The following is a 14,817-nucleotide window of genomic DNA, read 5'->3' as shown; positions in this document are numbered from 1 at the left end:
CCGCTGTTTGAGGCTTCACCGCACCGTCCCGCATCCTTTGAGAGCAAAGTTTACACTGAAAGTTCAACGATACCGTCGAAGGCATGGGTATCCAGGACACGGCCGGCCCGCTCGACGGCACCGGCATCTCGACGTTCCTCCGCTCGCTCCCCGCCCGTCCCGTGCTGCTCGGCCTGGGCGAGGCCAGGCACTTCGTGGGAGAGCTGGGCGAGGTGCGCAACGAACTCTTCCGGCACCTGGTCGAGCACGAGGGCTACCGGGCGTTCGCGATCGAGAGCGACTGCCTCAGGGGCCTCGTCGTGGACGACCACATCGCGACGGGCGCGGGCGGGCTCGACGACGTCATGGAGCGCGGTTTCAGCCACGGCTTCGGCGCGTCACCGGCCAACCGCGAACTCGTGCGCTGGATGCGCGCCTACAACCGGGAGCACGACGAGAAGCTCCGGTTCTTCGGCTTCGACGGCCCCCTGGAGTACTGGGCGGCGAGCCCGCGCCAGGCGATCACCGCCCTCCACGACCTCCTCGACGGCCCCCTCCCCTGCACCCGCGAAACCCTCGACGCGCTGCTCGGCCCGGACGAGCGGTGGTCGAACGAGGCCACGGCCATGGACCCGTCCCGGTCGATCGGCCGGTCCCCCGAGGCCCGGCGGCTGCGCCTGATCGCCGACGACCTGGTCGCGCTGCTCGAAACGCAGGCACCCCAACTGAGCGCGGACGACCGGGAGCGGGCGGCCCTGTACGGCCGCACCGCCACCGGCCTGCTCCGCTACCACTACTGGATGGCGGACACGTCCCCCGTCCGGTGGCCCCGGCTGTCGGCGCTGCGCGACGCGATGATGGCCGCCAACCTCCGTGCCGTCGCCGAGCGGGGCCCGGCCCTGGTCTTCAGCCACAACCTCCACCTGCAACGCGGCAGAAGCCGCATGTCCTTCGGTGACCAGGAGCTGGAGTGGTGGAGCGCGGGCGCGATCACCGCGACGCACCTGGGCGACCGCTACGCGTTCCTGGCCTCGGCCTTCGGGACGGCCGGCGAGGACGCCCCGCCGCCCGGCACCGTCGAGGGCGCCCTGTCCACGCTCCCCTGGGACCGCTCGCTCGTCGACGCCCGCCGCCTCGCGGAGACCCTCCCGTCGCCCTCCCCGCGCGTCTCCCACGACTTCGCCTATTTCCCCCTCGACCCGACCCGGCTCGATCTGATCGACGGCATCGTCTTCCTCAAACGCGCCGCCGATCTGACCGGACCCGGCTGACGGGGGGCGAGGCGAAGACGACGATCGCCGCCCCCGGCGCCTGAGCGGCTACGGCGTGAAGACGTCGGGGGCCGGGCGGATCGTGCCCACCACCGCGTCGCCGCCGTGGAGCGGGACCGTGGCGAGTTCGTCCAGGGCCGCGGCGTCGACGTCCGGGGCGGTGTCGATCCTCAGGGCTCTGAGCAGGGCGGTCGTCACGGGGGTGCGGGCGCGCATGGCGCCGTCGTCGATCTTGACGGCTCCGGCGCGGCCGTCGGCGTGGGCGAAGGCGTCCACGCCCTCGGCGCCGCATTTGACGAGGAGGCCGGGGACGGCGTCCATCAGGCGGCGCTCCTCGCGGCGGGTGCCCGAGGTCCATCGGGGATGGGCGCGCATGGCGTCGGCGACGCGGCGCTCGGGGGTGCCCGGCTCGGCCAGGACGAGGGCGCGGAACGCCCTGGCGACGGCGGACGTGGAGATCGCGAACAGCGGGGCGCCGCAGCCGTCGACGCCGACCGCGACGGGGCGTTCGCCGGAGAGGGACTCGACGGTCGCGCGGACGGCGCGTTGCAGCGGATGGGACGGGTCGAGGTAGGAGGCCGTGGGCCAGCCGGACACCGCGCAGGTGGCGAGCATGGCGGCGTGCTTGCCGGAGCAGTTCATCCGGAGCCGGGACGGGCCGCCGGCCGTCCGCGCGACCTCCAGGTCGATGGGCCACTGTTCGGGGCAGCGCAGGTCCGCGGCGCCGAGGCCCACGCCGGCGAGGATCTTCTCGGCGCCCGCGACGTGGAAGTCCTCGCCGGAATGGCTGCCCGCGGCCAGGGCGAGGAGTTCGCCGTCCAGGTCGAGGCCGGAGCGGAGCATGGCGACCGCCTGCATCGGCTTGTTGGCCGAGCGGGGGAAGATCGGCTCCTCGGGCGTCCCGGCGCGGACGGCCGCCGAGCCGTCCGCCGCCAGGCCGATCGCGGCGCCGCGGTGCCGTGACTCCACGAACCCGGACCGCTCCACCTCGACCAGCACCGGATTGCCCCGCATCGCGCCCCCACTCGTCGCAAGCACCGCTAGCGCCGTTTCACGGCCAGGAGCGCGCGGGCCTCGGCGGGCGGCATCGGCGGGCGTTGCGCCAGGTGGGCCGCCGACGCGGCGCGTTCCACCAGTTCGACGTTGGCCGTGACCGGGCGGCCCTTCGCGTAGGTGATCGTGTCCTCCATGCCGACGCGGAGGTGGCCCCCGGCGGACAGGGCGGCGAGCAGGACGGGCAGGGTCGTGCGGCCCACCCCCGTGGCCGACCAGGTCGCGCCCTCCGGGAGGGCCTCGACGGCGGCGACGAGGGTGCGGGTGTCGCCCGGCATGCCGCCCGGAACGCCCATGACGAGGTCGCAGTGGACGTGCCCGCCGTAGGGCGGGCCGTGCCTGTCCAGGAGGCGGTGGAGGGCGGCGACCTGTCCGAGGTCGAACAGCTCGAACTCCGGGACGACCTCCATCGCCTGGGTGCGCTCGTACAGCTCGGTCATGAACGGCCAGGGGTTCATGAACACGTCCGCGCCGAAGTTGACCGTCCCGCAGGTGAGCGAGCACATGTCGGGTTCGGCGTCCAGGACGCGGAGGCGGTCCTCGTAGGGGTCGGTGACCGCGCCGCCCGTGGAGAGCTGGACGATGAGCCCCGTGCCCTCCCGCAGCGCCTGCACCGTGTCCCGCAGGCGGGACGGGTCGAGCGTGGGCCGCGCGTCGTCGTCGCGGATGTGCACGTGGACGACGGCCGCTCCCGCCGCCTCGCACTCCTTCGCCGTCTGGACCAGTTCATCCAGGGTGACGGGCAGGGCCGGGACGTCCGCCTTCGCGGACTCCGCGCCCGTGGGCGCCACCGTGATGAGCGTCGTTGCTCCCATAGGGGGCAGAATGCATGGTCATGCGTGCCGTAGTCCAGCGGGTGAGCCAGGCGAGCGTGTCCGTCGACGGTCGTGTCACCGGGGAGATCGAGGGGCCGGGCCTCATGGTGCTCCTGGGCGTCACCCACGACGACGACGCGGAGAAGGCCCGGAGGATGGCCGCGAAGCTGTGGGGCCTGCGGATCCTCGACGGCGAGAAGTCGTGCTCGGACGTGGACGCGCCGCTCCTGGTGGTGAGCCAGTTCACGCTCTACGGGGACGCGCGCAAGGGCCGCCGCCCCACCTGGGTCGCCGCCGCGCCCGGGCATGTCGCCGAGCCGCTGGTGGACGCGGTCGTCGCCGGGCTGCGGACACTGGGCGCCGAGGTCGCGACCGGGGTCTTCGGGGCGGACATGAAGGTCGCCCTGGTCAACGACGGTCCGATCACGCTCGTCGTGGACATGTGACCGGCGGGTGACTCAGAAGCCGTAGACCATTCCGATCAGGGTCACGACCGTCCCCGCGGCGGCCAGCAGGACGAGGACGCGGTCGGCCGGTTCCAGGCTGATCTTCGCGGTGTCCGTCGACCCGGCCCGGAACGGGTTGCGGAGCCCGACCAGCTTCCAGAGCGCGTCCACCTTCGCCTGCTGGTGGCTCGGTCCGCATGCGAACAGCCTGCCCCGGGCCCGCTCCGTGCAGTAGTGCCCCTCCCGCGTCCTCACCCGGCAGAACGTCGGGACGAGCATGAACTGGTACAGGCACCACGCGAGCAGGCCGAGGAGCGCGACGGGCCACGATCCCAGCATCCAGGCGGCGACGGCGAAGACCGCGAACACGCCCCACCACACGAGGGCCGACTCCCGCCGGCGGCGGCGCCGGGTTCCGCGCCTGGCGGGCGGGGGCTGCGTCGGGGTCTGGTTCGGGGGCTGGTTCGGGGGCTGCGTTGGGGGCGGCGTCCTCCCCAGGTTCGCGACCATCGTAGGAATCCACCTTCCCCGGCCGGTGGCCCGGCAGAAATCATCAGCTTCTGATGATTTGCCCGGAAGATCGCGGTTTTACGCCAGGTTCACCGTCATGCGCGGCTCGCCGGACGGCGCCGAAGATCGATCTGCGCGTTCGCGCCCGTGTCCGGCGCCACCACGACCTCCTGGGCCGCGGCGATGCCGCCCGCCAGCAGCTCGTCGGTGACGGGGACGTTCCGCTTCACGAGCGCCAGCGCGACCGGGCCCAGCTCGTGGTGCCGCGCGGCGGAGCCGACGGCGCCGACCGTCCGGCCGCCGGGGATGTCGACGGGGTCGCCCTTGGCGGGCAGCCGGTCCACGCTGCCGTCCAGGTGGAGGAAGACGAGGCGGCGCGGCGGCCGGCCCAGGTTGTGGACGCGGGCCACGGTCTCCTGCCCCCGGTAGCAGCCCTTGCTGAGGTGCACCGCCGTCTCGACGAGCCCGACCTCGTGCGGGATCGTGCGGTGGTCGGTGTCGAGGCCGAACCGGGGCCGGTACGCGGCGATCCGGAGCGCCTCGTAGGCCCAGATGCCGGCGGGACGCAGGTCGGCGGGGAAGCCGTCCGCGCGGGGGACGATCCGGGTCTCCGTCCCCGACACGTCGGGCCACGCCAGGCCCTTGCCCCGCGGCGGCCCGGTGATGACGGCGTACTCCGCCGAGACGTCCTCGACCTCCACGCGGAGCATGAACCGCATCTTGTCCAGGAACTCCACCAGGGACGGGGCGTCGCCCGGTTCCACGTGGGCCCAGACGGCCTCGCCGTCGTCGATGACGTGCAGATGGTGCTCGATGTGCCCGTTCGGGCTGAGCAGCAGCGCCTCGGTGGGCTCATACGGCTTCAGCCCGTCCAGCCGCTGGCTCAGGAGGCTGTGCAGCCAGCTCAGCCGGTCGGGCCCGGAGACCCGCACGACGCCGCGGTTGCTCCGGTCGACGAACGCCGTCCCGGCCTCCAACGCGCGTTGCTCCTGCGAGGGCTCCCCGTAGTGGGCGGCGACCTCCTGGTCGGGCGCGTCGGCGGGGACGGCACCGGGCGACTGCAACAGCGGGCTCTCCATGATTCCCAGGTTATGCGCCCGCCCCGCGGTTGCGCGCTCCGGTGCCGACTACGTCGCGCGGCAGTCCTTGCACCGCCCGTAGACGGTGAGGTGGTGGACGTCGGTCTCGAAGCCGAAGTCGCGCTCCAGGCCCCCCGCCAGGCCCGCCGCCGCGCGCGGGTCGACGTCCTCGACCGTCTGGCACTCGCGGCAGACCAGGTGGATGTGCTCGGCGTCGGCCGCCAGGTGGTAGTTGGGCGGGCCGTGCCCGAGATGGGCGTGCTTGACGAGCCCGAGCCCCTCCAGCAGCTCCAGCGTCCGGTAGACGGTGGAGATGTTCACGCCCCGGGCGGTGCGCTGCACCTCGGTGCAGATCTCCTCGGGAGTCCCGTGCTCAAGGTTGGTGACCGCCTCCAGCACCAACTGGCGCTGCGGCGTGACCCGGTATCCCTTCGCCCGCAGCTCCTCCTGCCACGACTCGACCATGGGTCGAGTGTATGCCGGAAGAGATCGCCGGAAACTCGCTTGCCTCCTCGCGGCGGCTCACATAACGTGCCGGTACGCGCGAAAGGAGGTGGTCCAAGAAAATGATTGATTCTAGGACTCGCGAGGTGGCTGTCCGCTAGTCGCCGTTCCGCCTCGGCGCCGCCGCCCCCGGCGGCGGCAACCGGTCGCGACGGTGACCGGCGAATCCCAGGCAGTTACCCGATCCCCGGACCGATGGACCAGTCCTGTCCGTCGCCCCGCCCATGCGGGAAGGTCCGGGGATCGCTCATTTCTCCAGGCCGCCCGGCGCCCTGCTCGCTCAGGCGACGCGCTTCAGCTGGGCCGACAGGTGCGACTGGAGCTTCTGGCCCATCGCCGCCATGTCGTAGGCCCACCCGAGGTCCTCCCCGATGAGGCCGTAGAGGCGGGTGCCGCCGGTGACCTCCTTGGCCGACTCCGTCCGGGCGACGACGTCGGTCTGGAGCTCGACGCGGTTGAACGCGACGTTGCCGACGTAGATCTCGACGATGCCGGTCGGGTGGGCGAGCGTCACCTCGACCTGGTGGTCGGGACGCGGCCGCCAGTAGCCCGTCTCGGTGCCGAGCGGGCGCCCGAGCGTGCCGTCCTTCTCGATCATCCAGGTGCGGCTCGCGTAGATCAGGAAAGGCTTTCCGTTGTGGGTGAAGGACATCTCCTGGCCGAAGTTGAAGTTTTCGATCGTGGGATAGCCACCGACACCGGCGCCCTCCCACGTGCCCAGCAGGAACTTCAGAGGCTCAAGGTCGGGGTGCAGCTCAGGCTCCATGGGGACCGAGCGTAGCGGCGCGGCGCGGGCGAGGGGACGCGCCCGCCGTCCCCGCCTCCGGCGCGGGCTACTTCAACCGGCCGAGCTTGACCACCAGCAGCACGGCCGACACCGCCACCAGCGCGAGCACGACGACCAGGACTCCCGCGTTCACCATGCCGCCCACGGCACGGATGCTACAGCCCGGCTAGAGTTTTCGTATGGCGAGACCTCTGGTGATCAAGGTGACGGCGGGGGCGGACGCGCCGGAGCGGTGCAACCAGGCGTTCACGGTCGCGGCGGCGGCGGTGGCGAGCGGGGTGCCCGTCTCGCTGTGGCTGACCGGGGAGTCGGCGTGGTTCTCGCTCCCGGGCCGCGCGGCGGAGTTCACGCTCGCGCACGCCACCCCGCTGGAGGACCTGCTCGCCGTGATCCTCTCCGCCGGGCGGGTGACCCTGTGCACGCAGTGCGCCGCCCGCCGCGACATCGGGCCTGACGACGTGCTCCCGGGCGTCCGCATCGCCGGTGCGCCGACCTTCGTCGAGGAGATCACGGCGGACGGCGTGCAGGCCCTCGTCTACTGATCGGGCCCCTCCGCGCCGATCAGGGCCGGGTGACGCGGTCGAGTTCGGCGACGGACGGCGCCGGACGCCGGTCGGAGGCGTTCCGGCGGACGCGCGGGCGGGAGCGGACGGCGACCGCCGCGGCGGCGAGGCCCGCCGTGGTGGCGCCCGCCAGCCCCAGCATCAGGTCGCCGATGGTGTCGCGGTAGATGGTGACGGTCTCCGGGGTGTCCAGGATGAAGACCCAGTACTCGAAGAACTCCCAGAGGATCGCGGCGATGGCGCCCATCCCCGCGCAGGACACGGCGATGGCCCAGGGCCTCAGGGAGGCCCATCGGTGCAGGGCGACCCCCGCCGCGGCGCCCAGGAGCGCCCAGTTCGCGTAGTGGCAGAAGTCGTCGAACCCCTCGACGGTGTCATAGAGGTCGGCGGCGTTGCCCGCGACGTCGATCAGGAACGGCGCCGTCACCAGCAGGTCGATGTCCCACGGAAAGGGCGTCCCGCGGCCGCGCCCCCGCAGCAGCCAGATCAGTGCGACCACCATGACGGCGCCCGGGTAGGTGAACGCCCGGACGTCCATCGCCTTGTCGGCGAACCGGTCCCATTCGGGGAACACGAGGGCGAGGGCGAGCAGCGCGGCCAGGGCGGCCTTCGCGAGAAGGGCGGGCGGCCGCCACCGTGGGGTGTCCATGCCCGTACCCTCTCCGGCCGGGCGGCCCGCCGGCATCGGCGCGGATACTCAGATCCCCCTGAGTGCCCGTACGGGGCCTCGACCGGGGACGACCCCGCCGCCGGCCCTCAGACGCCGAAGTCGGGGCCGCAGAAACGGCCGCCGAGCCAGCGCGCGTCCGGCGACTCCGGATCGAGGGTCCCGAAGCGCTCGGTCAGTTCCGCCGCGTAGGGTTCGGCGTCGTCCTGCGGTTCGTATCCGATCGCGCGGGCCTCGTCGAGGGAGAACCATCCCCGGGTGTTCGCGGACACGCCCCACACCACCCGGAAACCGGGGCTCGGCGCGGAAAGGCCCGCCTCGAACAACCGCGCCGCGTCGCCGGGCGAGAGCCAGGTCGCCAGGGAGCGCAGGTCGGGCGGACGCTCGTTGCAGGTGAGGATCCGGATCGCGATGACGTCGAGCCCGTAGCGGCTGTGGTAGAGGCTGCCGAGGGCCTCGCCGGTCACCTTGCTGACGCCGTAGTAGGTGTCGGGGGCGGGGAACAGGTAGTCGGGGGCCGGTGCTTCGTCGGACGGATGGAAGCCCGCGGCATGGTTGCTCGACGCGAACACCACCCGGCCCACGCCGGTCCGGCGGGCGGCCTCGTAGATGTTGTAGGTGCCGTTGATGTTCACGTCGGCGATGTCGTTCCACGGCGCCTCGGACGCGAGCCCGCCGAGGTGGACGACGGCGTCCACGCCCTCGCAGGCCCGCTCCAGCGCGGCCAGGTCGGTCACGGAGGCCCGCAGATGCTCCTCGCCCGCTCCCGCCTCCCCCATGTCGGCGATGTCCAGCAGGCGGAGGGTCCGGCCCGGCCGGGCGAGCCTCGGCCGCAGGAACGACCCGATCAGTCCCGCCGCGCCGGTGATGAGAATCCGTTCCGCGCTCATCGTCATTACGCCCCTGCTCCGTGTGGCATGTCCGCCCGACAGTATGACCGCAGGCGAAGCCGGCGCCTCAGGGCGGGTCAGGCGGACAGGTCGGCGACCGTCCTCTCGATGCGCGCCGCGCGCCCGGCGGCGGTCCTCGTCTTCAGCAGCGGGAGGATCAGTTGGTACCGGCCGGTCTTGCCGAGCGCCTCGAACCGGGCGGCGGCCCGCGGGGACGCCTCCAGCGCCGCGAGCAGATCGGCCGGGACGGCCACGTCGCGCTGCCGCGCGTACGCCGCGTCCCAGCGCCCGTCGGCCTTCGCGGTGTCGATCTCGGCCTGGCCGGGCGGGCGCATCCGGCCCGCCGCGATCAGCGCCTCGGCCTTCTCGACGTTGACCCGCGACCACGCGCCCCCCTTGCGCCGTCGCGAGTACCGCTGGAGGTAGCCGTGCTCGTCGAGGGACCTGCGCTGGCTGTCGATCCAGCCGTAGCAGAGCGCGACGTCCAGCGCCTCCCCGATGGTGATCGAGCCGGAGGGCGATCCCTTCTTGGCGATCCGCAGCCACACGCCGCCCTCGTCGCCGTGGTGGTCGGCCAGCCACGCCTCGAACGCGGCGGCGTCCGCGAAGTCCATCATCGTCCCACCACGTCCAGGTAGTGCCGGTTGTACATGATGCCGAGGACGTTCCCGAACGGGTCGACCACGGACGCGGTGACGAACCCCTCCCCGCGCTCGGTGATCGGCTGGTACTCCGCCGCCCCCATGGACAGCAGCTTCTCCAGCGTCCCCTCAAGGTCGTCGACGTGCCAGTACATGAGGGCCCCGCCCGGCTCGGAGGCCGATCTGCCGGGCGGCGCGAAGCGCCCGTCGATCAGGCCCAGCTCGTGCTCGTTGTCCCCGACGCGGAACTCGTAGTAGGCGGGGCGTCCGTCCGGCCCGGAGCGGCTGAAGTACGGCTCGAATCCCAGGAACTCGGTGTACCAGCGCTTGGCGGCGTCCAGGTCGTCCGCCCAGAAGTTGGTGGTGGCGGGTCCTCGCAGCATCGGTTCTCCCTCTCGTCGTGCCGTTGACCACCACGTTAGGGGCCCAATAGGTCAGCGAATGTCCTACTGGGACATGGGCGCGCAAAAAGGCCGTGGACGCGGGTTCGCGTCCACGGCCGGGGAGGGCGGGATCAGGTCAGGACGGCGTTGAGCCGCTCCTCGCGGAGGCGGCCCGCCCAGGAGTCGTCGATGGGCGGGAGCTGCCGCCCGACGGCCCAGGTGAGGATGAGGTCGGCCAGGCCCGGGTTGCGGACGAGCGCCGGCCCGTGCATGTAGGTGCCGAGCACGCGGCCCGCGTAGGCGCCCTCGAAGCCGCTGCCGTCGCCGTTGCCGATCCCGGAGATGACCTTGGCGAGGGGCTTGGCGCCGGGGCCGATGCTGGTGGCGCCCTGGTGGTTCTCGAAGCCGGTGATGCGCGGGACGTTCAGCTCGGCGGAGACGTCGCCGACGACCTCGCCGACGGCGCGGGTCTGGCCGCGGCCGGAGTGGATGTCGAGGATGCCGAGCCCGGGGACGGGCTGCCCCTCCTCGCCGCCGAACTCGTGCCCGAGGATCTGGAAGCCCGCGCAGACCGCGAAGATGACCGCCCCGCGCTGCGCCGCGTACTGGAGGCCGCCGTCGTTGCGCAGCCGCTGCGCCGCGAGGATCTGCGGGCGGTCCTCGCCGCCGCCGAGGAGGTAGATGTCGCCGTCCTGCGGGACGGGCTCGTCCGAGCGCATGTTGACGGTCTCGGTCGGGATGCCGCGCAGCGCGGCGCGGCGCTCCAGGACGATCGTGTTGCCCTGGTCCCCGTAGGTGCTGAGGAGGTCGGGGTAGATCCAGACGATCTTGATGCGGTCAGACGACACGGCCGTACCTCGTTCGGATGTTCTGGAAGGCGGTGTAGTTGGCGATCACGTCGAGATGGCCGGGCGGGACGGCCATCACGGCCTGGTCGATGTCGTCGACGAGCGTGAAGGCGACCTCGGCGGCCTCCAGCCGGGCGGCGAGGTCGATGCGGCGCTCGCCCGCGACCCAGACCGGGCGGCCGCGCAGGATGCGGTAGTCGACGTCCCAGAGCCAGGACGTGTCGCGGCCGTCGGGCCCCTGCGCGTTGATCGACAGGGCCACCGGGCCGGGCGGCGGCTGCAGGACGTCGAACGCCTCCAGCCAGCCCGCCGGGTTCTTCGACAGCAGCAGGCGGATGCTGCGGCCCTCGTGCTCGACCGTGGTGTAGCGGCCCGCGACCGAGGTGACCTGCGACAGCAGCGGCAGCGCCTGCTCGGGCGGAACGCCGAACTGGGCGACGACCGCGAGCGCGATCAGGGCGTTGGAGCGGTTCGCGCGGCCGGGCAGCGACAGCCCGGTGAGGCCGAACGTCCGGCCGTCGGGGGCGGTGATCAGGTCGCCGTGCAGCGCCCAGTCGGGACGCGGCCGGGCGAAGTGGCACTGGCGGCAGCGCCAGTCGCTGTCCTCGCCGGTGTCCTGGCGGTCGAGGGGGCCGCCGCACTCGGGGCAGCACCAGGAGTCCTCGCGCCAGTGCTGCCCGGCGGCGACCCACGTCACGCTCTTGGCCGTGGACGCGCCCCAGGTGACCAGCGGGTCGTCGCAGTTGGCGATGACGTGGCTGTTCGGGGACGCCTCCAGGGCGCGCCGCCACTTGCCCGCCAGCAGCCAGATCTCGGCGGCACGGTCCATCTGGTCGCGGCTGAGGTTCATCAGCGCGACGATGTTCGCGCCGGTCTCGGCCAGCACCATCGGGACGTACTTCTCGTCGCACTCCAGCACGCCGTACCGGGCGGTCGGGGCGGACGCCAGCGCGGACACGTGCCCGGTCGGCATGTTCGCGCCGAACGCGTTGGTCGCGACCTCGCCGAGCGGCGTCATCGCCGAGGTGATCAGCCGGGTCGTCGTCGTCTTGCCGTTGGTGGCGCTGACGAGGACGAGCTTGCGGTCCTTCGCGAGCCTGGTCAGCAGCTCGGGGTCGAGGCGCAGCCCGATGCGCCCGCCGATCACCGAACCGTCCCCACGGCCCGCGATGCGGGACATCTTGGCGGCCGTACGACCGAGCGCGACGGCCAGCTGCGAACGCAGCGGAAGATCGCTCATTGACTCCGTCTTCTCTGGATGCGCCGGGGAAACCGCTCCGAGCCTAGCCGCTGGACGGTCCGCACGCGCGCGGAGCCGTGACGCCCGACGCTCCGTGGACCGCCTTTGACGCGCCGTGGACGGGAAGGGGACGGGAAGGGAATGGAAGTGGGTCGGAAGATGGACGGAAGACCGCGCGGCACCCGGCAATGCGATGAGCATCACAGCGGATCGTGTAAACCACTCCCGGCAATCTTGACCTTCGGCGAGGTGTCGTGATTCGGTGCGACCCCGACTGCGGTGAGCCAGATTCCCATCCACGCGTCCTGGATCGACGTCACCCACTACTTTTGTCGGGAGCCCTGCGGTTTGCGGGGAAGCTGTCCGCCGCGAGGGCGGACCGGGATCGCAAGCGTGGACGAAGCGGCGACAAGGCGAGGTCTGAGCGATGCAGTGTCCGACGTGCGGTTCCAACACGCCCGGGACGCTCGGCAAGTGTTCGAACTGCGAGGCGCCGATCGACGTGTACTCGGTCGGCCCGGCCGCTCCGCTGGCGGCGCCGACCGCCGGCGCGCTGGGCGACAAGACGTTGATGGTGCCGCCCCCGACGCAGGCGCCGACGCAAGCACCGACGCAGGCGCCGCCACCGGCGTGGGCGCCGGAGACCCCGCCGGCGGCCCCGCCCCTCCAGCCGCCCGCGCCGCCCGCGCAGCAGGGCCCCGGGGCGCCGGAGGCCGTCGACTCCGAGTCGACCTCGCCGTGGGCGTTCGACCCCGACGCCGACAGCGGCGCCTACGACACCGTCGCGCCCGCGCCGGCACCGGCACCGGCACCGGCGCCGGTGCCCACGTGGGCCGAGCTGCACGCGCCCGAACCCGAGCCGTCCGGGCCGCAGTCGATCGTCCCGGAGTCGTGGTTCGCGCAGCCGCGCAAGCCCCAGCCGGTGGAGGCGGACGCGACGCAGGTGTACGCGCCGCAGCCCGCGCCCGCCGACCAGGGATGGGGCGCGCAGCCGCCCGTCCAGCCGCAGCCGACGATGATGGACGCGAACGGCGCCACCCAGATCGCCCCGATGGGCCACCCCGGCGGGCCGGGCCTCGGCGACGGGACGCGCCTCGACTTCAACCCCGGCGCGGCGCCCATGGGCGCCCAGATGGGCGCGCCCATGGGGCCGCCGCCTATGGGGGCGCCGCCGATGGGGCCGGGCGAGCCCCCGTACGCGGGCTACCCGGGCCAGGGCCCGACGCGGTCCGGGGGCGGGACGAGCAAGCCGCTCATCGTCGTGGTCTCCGCGCTGGTGACGGTCGCGGTCGGGGCCGTCGCGTTCGTCATGTGGCCCTCGGGCGATGACAAGGCGCCCTCGGCGGGCGGCACGCCGACGCCCGCCAACAGCAAGGTCGCGCAGACCAACAAGATCCCGAGCGCGGCGCGGGAGCAGGCGGCCGCGATGAACGCGGTGCTGGACGCCAGCGTCGACACCCGCCGCGTCCTCGCGGGGGCGCTCGGCCGGGCCGGCACCTGCAAGGAGCTGCCGCAGGCGATCCAGGGGTTCCAGACCGTCGCGCAGCGCCGCCAGAACCAGCTCCGGCGCACCAAGAACCTCAAGCTCGACAAGCTGAGGAACGGCGAGCGGCTGCGCGGGTCGCTGAACCAGGCGCTGCTGGCCTCCCTCCAGGTCGACCAGGTGCTGCTCCAGTGGGCACAGCGGAACCAGGCCAAGTGCAAGGGCAAGCCGCGCCCGGACGCGGCGCACGTCCCCGGCCGCGCCGCCGGGGAACGCCGCGCCACCCGCGCCAAGCGGCAGTTCGTCATCGCCTGGAACCCGGTGGCGAAGGCCACCGGACAGCCGCAGCGGAGCTGGCAGCGGGTCTGATCCGCCGATCACGACCGCGTTGCGACTGGCGCCGGGGCGTCCACGCTCGGGGACGGCGCGTTATCTTGGCCACCGGCGAACCTGACGGCTAAGGGGTCGGTATGCGGTGTCCGGGCTGTGGCAGCGACACCACGGCGGCGTTGCCCCGGTGCACCCGGTGCAACGCCCCGCTGGACGAGGCGTCCGGCGACGACGAGACGGCGACCTTCGGCGGGGCCTACGACGCCGCCACCGGCGGGCCCCCGCCCGGCGGACCCCCGCCCGGCGGGCCTCCGACCGGCGGCCCCCCGCCGGGCGATCCGGCGGCGGGCGACCCGGTACCGGGCGATCCGGCGCCGCACGGCAACCTGTTCGAGCCGCGCCGGCGCAACCCGTTCGCGCATGATGCGACCGCGAGGGACGACGAGCAGGCCCCGGGAGAGTGGGGCGGCGTCCCCCCGCGGGAGAACGAGCCGATGGCGCCGCCGTGGGCGTCGCCGCTCTGGGGCGAGCAGGCGCAGGGGCCCGCCCCGTGGCCGCAGGGTCCGGCCGGTCCCCCCGGCGCGCCGGGTCCCCCGGGCGCGTCCGGGCCGCCCGACCACACGTTGCACATGCCGCCGTCCGGGGAGACGTCGATCCCGCTGTCGCCCGAGCCCTGGGCGTCGCCCGAGCCGTGGGCGGAGCCGCAGATCTGGCGGCCCCCGCCGCCGCCCAGGAGGAGCAAGGCGCCGTACCTGCTGATCGCGGCGGGCGTCGTGCTGCTGGCGGGGATCGCGCTCGCGATCGTCCTGTGGCCGGACGGCTCGTCCTCGCCCCCGGCGGCCAACGCGGGCTCGCAGCAGAGCCCCGGCGTCACCCCCGAGACCCCGGGCACCCCCGACGCGACGACCAGCCCCCCGGCCGCCGAGGGCGACCTCGACGCGGAGGCCGAGGAGGTGGACGGGCTGCTGAAGGAGATGTCCGGCACGCGCACCGACCTCGGCTCGGTGGTGGCGGCGGGCTGCGGCACGGCGGGCCTGGAGCGCATCCGCGACCAGCGGCAGGAGCAGCTCGGCAAGGCGAAGGCGCTGGAGGTGGGCGCGCTCCTGGAGGGCGAGGCGATGAAGGAGGCGCTGGTCCGCGCGCTGGAGGCGTCGGTCGAGTCCAACCAGCGCTACCTCGACGCGGCGCCCGGCTGCCCGTCCGACGACGAGGTCGCGGGCATCAACCAGCAGGCCAGCGACGCCAAGACCGAGTTCATCCGGCTGTGGACGCCCAACGCCGAGAAGGTCGGCCTCGACCCGCGCAGCGAGTCGGTGATCTGACCGGCC

17 protein-coding genes are annotated in these 14,817 nt (G+C 73.3%); 5 read left to right on the top strand and 12 right to left on the bottom strand.

What is annotated here, in order from left to right; genetic code table 11:
* The first annotated feature begins 83 nt into the window (after window positions 1-83).
* Window positions 84-1,250 carry an erythromycin esterase family protein gene (locus GNZ18_RS36500; protein WP_156221420.1) on the top strand — a complete coding sequence of 389 codons (1,167 nt, stop codon included), beginning with the start codon at window positions 84-86 and terminating at the stop codon, window positions 1,248-1,250.
* A 48-nt stretch (window positions 1,251-1,298) separates the two neighbouring features.
* Here GNZ18_RS36500 and GNZ18_RS36495 read toward each other — a convergent pair whose 3' ends face one another.
* Window positions 1,299-2,264 (bottom strand): asparaginase, encoded by a 966-nt coding sequence (locus tag GNZ18_RS36495; RefSeq protein ID WP_156221417.1) that lies wholly within the window; start codon window positions 2,262-2,264, stop codon window positions 1,299-1,301.
* 26 nt (window positions 2,265-2,290) lie between these two features.
* The gene (locus GNZ18_RS36490; RefSeq protein ID WP_156221414.1) at window positions 2,291-3,118 is read right to left on the bottom strand and encodes a beta-keto acid cleavage family enzyme; all 828 of its coding nucleotides are present in this window, start codon (window positions 3,116-3,118) and stop codon (window positions 2,291-2,293) included.
* Window positions 3,119-3,138: 20 nt separating this feature from the next.
* On the opposite strand from GNZ18_RS36490, the gene dtd reads away from it, so the two are divergent.
* Window positions 3,139-3,564: a D-aminoacyl-tRNA deacylase gene (dtd, locus tag GNZ18_RS36485; RefSeq protein ID WP_156221413.1), complete on the top strand. Its 426-nt coding sequence runs from the start codon at window positions 3,139-3,141 to the stop codon at window positions 3,562-3,564.
* Window positions 3,565-3,576: 12 nt separating this feature from the next.
* On the opposite strand, the gene GNZ18_RS36480 is transcribed toward dtd, so the two are convergent.
* From GNZ18_RS36480 to GNZ18_RS36465, 4 genes are all read right to left on the bottom strand, one after another.
* A complete protein-coding gene (locus GNZ18_RS36480) occupies window positions 3,577-4,074 on the bottom strand; it encodes a hypothetical protein (RefSeq protein WP_216651560.1) in 498 nt (165 codons plus the stop codon).
* Between the two features lie 95 nt (window positions 4,075-4,169).
* Window positions 4,170-5,153 carry a CAF17-like 4Fe-4S cluster assembly/insertion protein YgfZ gene (gene ygfZ, locus GNZ18_RS36475; protein WP_156221411.1) on the bottom strand — a complete coding sequence of 328 codons (984 nt, stop codon included), beginning with the start codon at window positions 5,151-5,153 and terminating at the stop codon, window positions 4,170-4,172.
* 48 nt (window positions 5,154-5,201) lie between these two features.
* Entirely contained in the window at window positions 5,202-5,618 is a 417-nt protein-coding gene (locus tag GNZ18_RS36470; protein ID WP_156221409.1) for a Fur family transcriptional regulator, read from the bottom strand.
* 319 nt (window positions 5,619-5,937) lie between these two features.
* Window positions 5,938-6,423, bottom strand: a complete 486-nt coding sequence (locus GNZ18_RS36465; protein ID WP_156221408.1) for a heme-binding beta-barrel domain-containing protein — start codon at window positions 6,421-6,423, stop codon at window positions 5,938-5,940.
* Window positions 6,424-6,623: 200 nt separating this feature from the next.
* Between GNZ18_RS36465 and GNZ18_RS36460 the strand changes: the two genes are divergently transcribed.
* Entirely contained in the window at window positions 6,624-6,986 is a 363-nt protein-coding gene (locus GNZ18_RS36460) for a DsrE family protein (protein WP_156221406.1), read from the top strand.
* Between the two features lie 19 nt (window positions 6,987-7,005).
* Here the strand turns inward: GNZ18_RS36460 and GNZ18_RS36455 are convergent, their stop codons facing one another.
* The 6 genes from GNZ18_RS36455 to GNZ18_RS36430 all read right to left on the bottom strand — a co-directional run bounded on the left by GNZ18_RS36455 (window position 7,006) and on the right by GNZ18_RS36430 (window position 11,676).
* Window positions 7,006-7,656: a DUF2238 domain-containing protein gene (locus tag GNZ18_RS36455; RefSeq protein WP_156221404.1), complete on the bottom strand. Its 651-nt coding sequence runs from the start codon at window positions 7,654-7,656 to the stop codon at window positions 7,006-7,008.
* Window positions 7,657-7,763: 107 nt separating this feature from the next.
* Window positions 7,764-8,564: an NAD-dependent epimerase/dehydratase family protein gene (locus tag GNZ18_RS36450; RefSeq protein ID WP_156221403.1), complete on the bottom strand. Its 801-nt coding sequence runs from the start codon at window positions 8,562-8,564 to the stop codon at window positions 7,764-7,766.
* A 77-nt stretch (window positions 8,565-8,641) separates the two neighbouring features.
* Window positions 8,642-9,181, bottom strand: a complete 540-nt coding sequence (locus GNZ18_RS36445) for a YdeI/OmpD-associated family protein (RefSeq protein WP_156221401.1) — start codon at window positions 9,179-9,181, stop codon at window positions 8,642-8,644.
* Window positions 9,178-9,588, bottom strand: coding sequence for a VOC family protein (locus GNZ18_RS36440; protein WP_156221399.1), 411 nt, complete (start codon window positions 9,586-9,588; stop codon window positions 9,178-9,180). Before GNZ18_RS36440 ends, GNZ18_RS36445 begins: the two co-directional genes overlap by 4 nt.
* A 131-nt stretch (window positions 9,589-9,719) precedes the next feature.
* Window positions 9,720-10,436: a type 1 glutamine amidotransferase gene (locus GNZ18_RS36435; protein WP_214616477.1), complete on the bottom strand. Its 717-nt coding sequence runs from the start codon at window positions 10,434-10,436 to the stop codon at window positions 9,720-9,722.
* Complete coding sequence (locus GNZ18_RS36430; protein WP_156221397.1) at window positions 10,426-11,676, bottom strand: MurT ligase domain-containing protein; 1,251 nt, start codon at window positions 11,674-11,676, stop codon at window positions 10,426-10,428. Before GNZ18_RS36430 ends, GNZ18_RS36435 begins: the two co-directional genes overlap by 11 nt.
* Window positions 11,677-12,103: 427 nt before the next feature.
* Between GNZ18_RS36430 and GNZ18_RS36425 the strand changes: the two genes are divergently transcribed.
* Together GNZ18_RS36425 and GNZ18_RS36420 are read left to right on the top strand one after the other, a co-directional pair.
* A complete protein-coding gene (locus tag GNZ18_RS36425) occupies window positions 12,104-13,528 on the top strand; it encodes a hypothetical protein (RefSeq protein ID WP_156221395.1) in 1,425 nt (474 codons plus the stop codon).
* A gap of 140 nt (window positions 13,529-13,668) precedes the next feature.
* Window positions 13,669-14,811: a hypothetical protein gene (locus GNZ18_RS36420; RefSeq protein ID WP_156221393.1), complete on the top strand. Its 1,143-nt coding sequence runs from the start codon at window positions 13,669-13,671 to the stop codon at window positions 14,809-14,811.
* Window positions 14,812-14,817 lie beyond the last annotated feature (6 nt).

The sequence above is a fragment of the Actinomadura litoris genome (assembly GCF_009733595.1).
GTDB lineage: Bacteria > Actinomycetota > Actinomycetes > Streptosporangiales > Streptosporangiaceae > Spirillospora > Spirillospora litoris.
The sequence above is the reverse complement of the archived record's forward strand: the minus strand, read 5'-3'. Positions and strand labels throughout refer to the sequence as shown.

What these genes read in the sequence shown, in the direction of transcription:
- dtd (WP_156221413.1), top strand. Translation starts at nt 3,139, where the DNA reads ATGCGTGCCGTAGTCCAGCGGGTGAGCCAGGCGAGCGTGTCCGTCGAC.
- GNZ18_RS36460 (WP_156221406.1), top strand. Translation starts at nt 6,624, where the DNA reads ATGGCGAGACCTCTGGTGATCAAGGTGACGGCGGGGGCGGACGCGCCG.
- GNZ18_RS36465 (WP_156221408.1), bottom strand. Translation starts at nt 6,423, where the DNA reads ATGGAGCCTGAGCTGCACCCCGACCTTGAGCCTCTGAAGTTCCTGCTG.
- GNZ18_RS36450 (WP_156221403.1), bottom strand. Translation starts at nt 8,564, where the DNA reads ATGAGCGCGGAACGGATTCTCATCACCGGCGCGGCGGGACTGATCGGG.
- GNZ18_RS36430 (WP_156221397.1), bottom strand. Translation starts at nt 11,676, where the DNA reads ATGAGCGATCTTCCGCTGCGTTCGCAGCTGGCCGTCGCGCTCGGTCGT.
- GNZ18_RS36470 (WP_156221409.1), bottom strand. Translation starts at nt 5,618, where the DNA reads ATGGTCGAGTCGTGGCAGGAGGAGCTGCGGGCGAAGGGATACCGGGTC.
- GNZ18_RS36500 (WP_156221420.1), top strand. Translation starts at nt 84, where the DNA reads ATGGGTATCCAGGACACGGCCGGCCCGCTCGACGGCACCGGCATCTCG.
- GNZ18_RS36490 (WP_156221414.1), bottom strand. Translation starts at nt 3,118, where the DNA reads ATGGGAGCAACGACGCTCATCACGGTGGCGCCCACGGGCGCGGAGTCC.
- GNZ18_RS36480 (WP_216651560.1), bottom strand. Translation starts at nt 4,074, where the DNA reads ATGGTCGCGAACCTGGGGAGGACGCCGCCCCCAACGCAGCCCCCGAAC.
- GNZ18_RS36495 (WP_156221417.1), bottom strand. Translation starts at nt 2,264, where the DNA reads ATGCGGGGCAATCCGGTGCTGGTCGAGGTGGAGCGGTCCGGGTTCGTG.
- GNZ18_RS36440 (WP_156221399.1), bottom strand. Translation starts at nt 9,588, where the DNA reads ATGCTGCGAGGACCCGCCACCACCAACTTCTGGGCGGACGACCTGGAC.
- ygfZ (WP_156221411.1), bottom strand. Translation starts at nt 5,153, where the DNA reads ATGGAGAGCCCGCTGTTGCAGTCGCCCGGTGCCGTCCCCGCCGACGCG.
- GNZ18_RS36445 (WP_156221401.1), bottom strand. Translation starts at nt 9,181, where the DNA reads ATGATGGACTTCGCGGACGCCGCCGCGTTCGAGGCGTGGCTGGCCGAC.
- GNZ18_RS36455 (WP_156221404.1), bottom strand. Translation starts at nt 7,656, where the DNA reads ATGGACACCCCACGGTGGCGGCCGCCCGCCCTTCTCGCGAAGGCCGCC.
- GNZ18_RS36425 (WP_156221395.1), top strand. Translation starts at nt 12,104, where the DNA reads ATGCAGTGTCCGACGTGCGGTTCCAACACGCCCGGGACGCTCGGCAAG.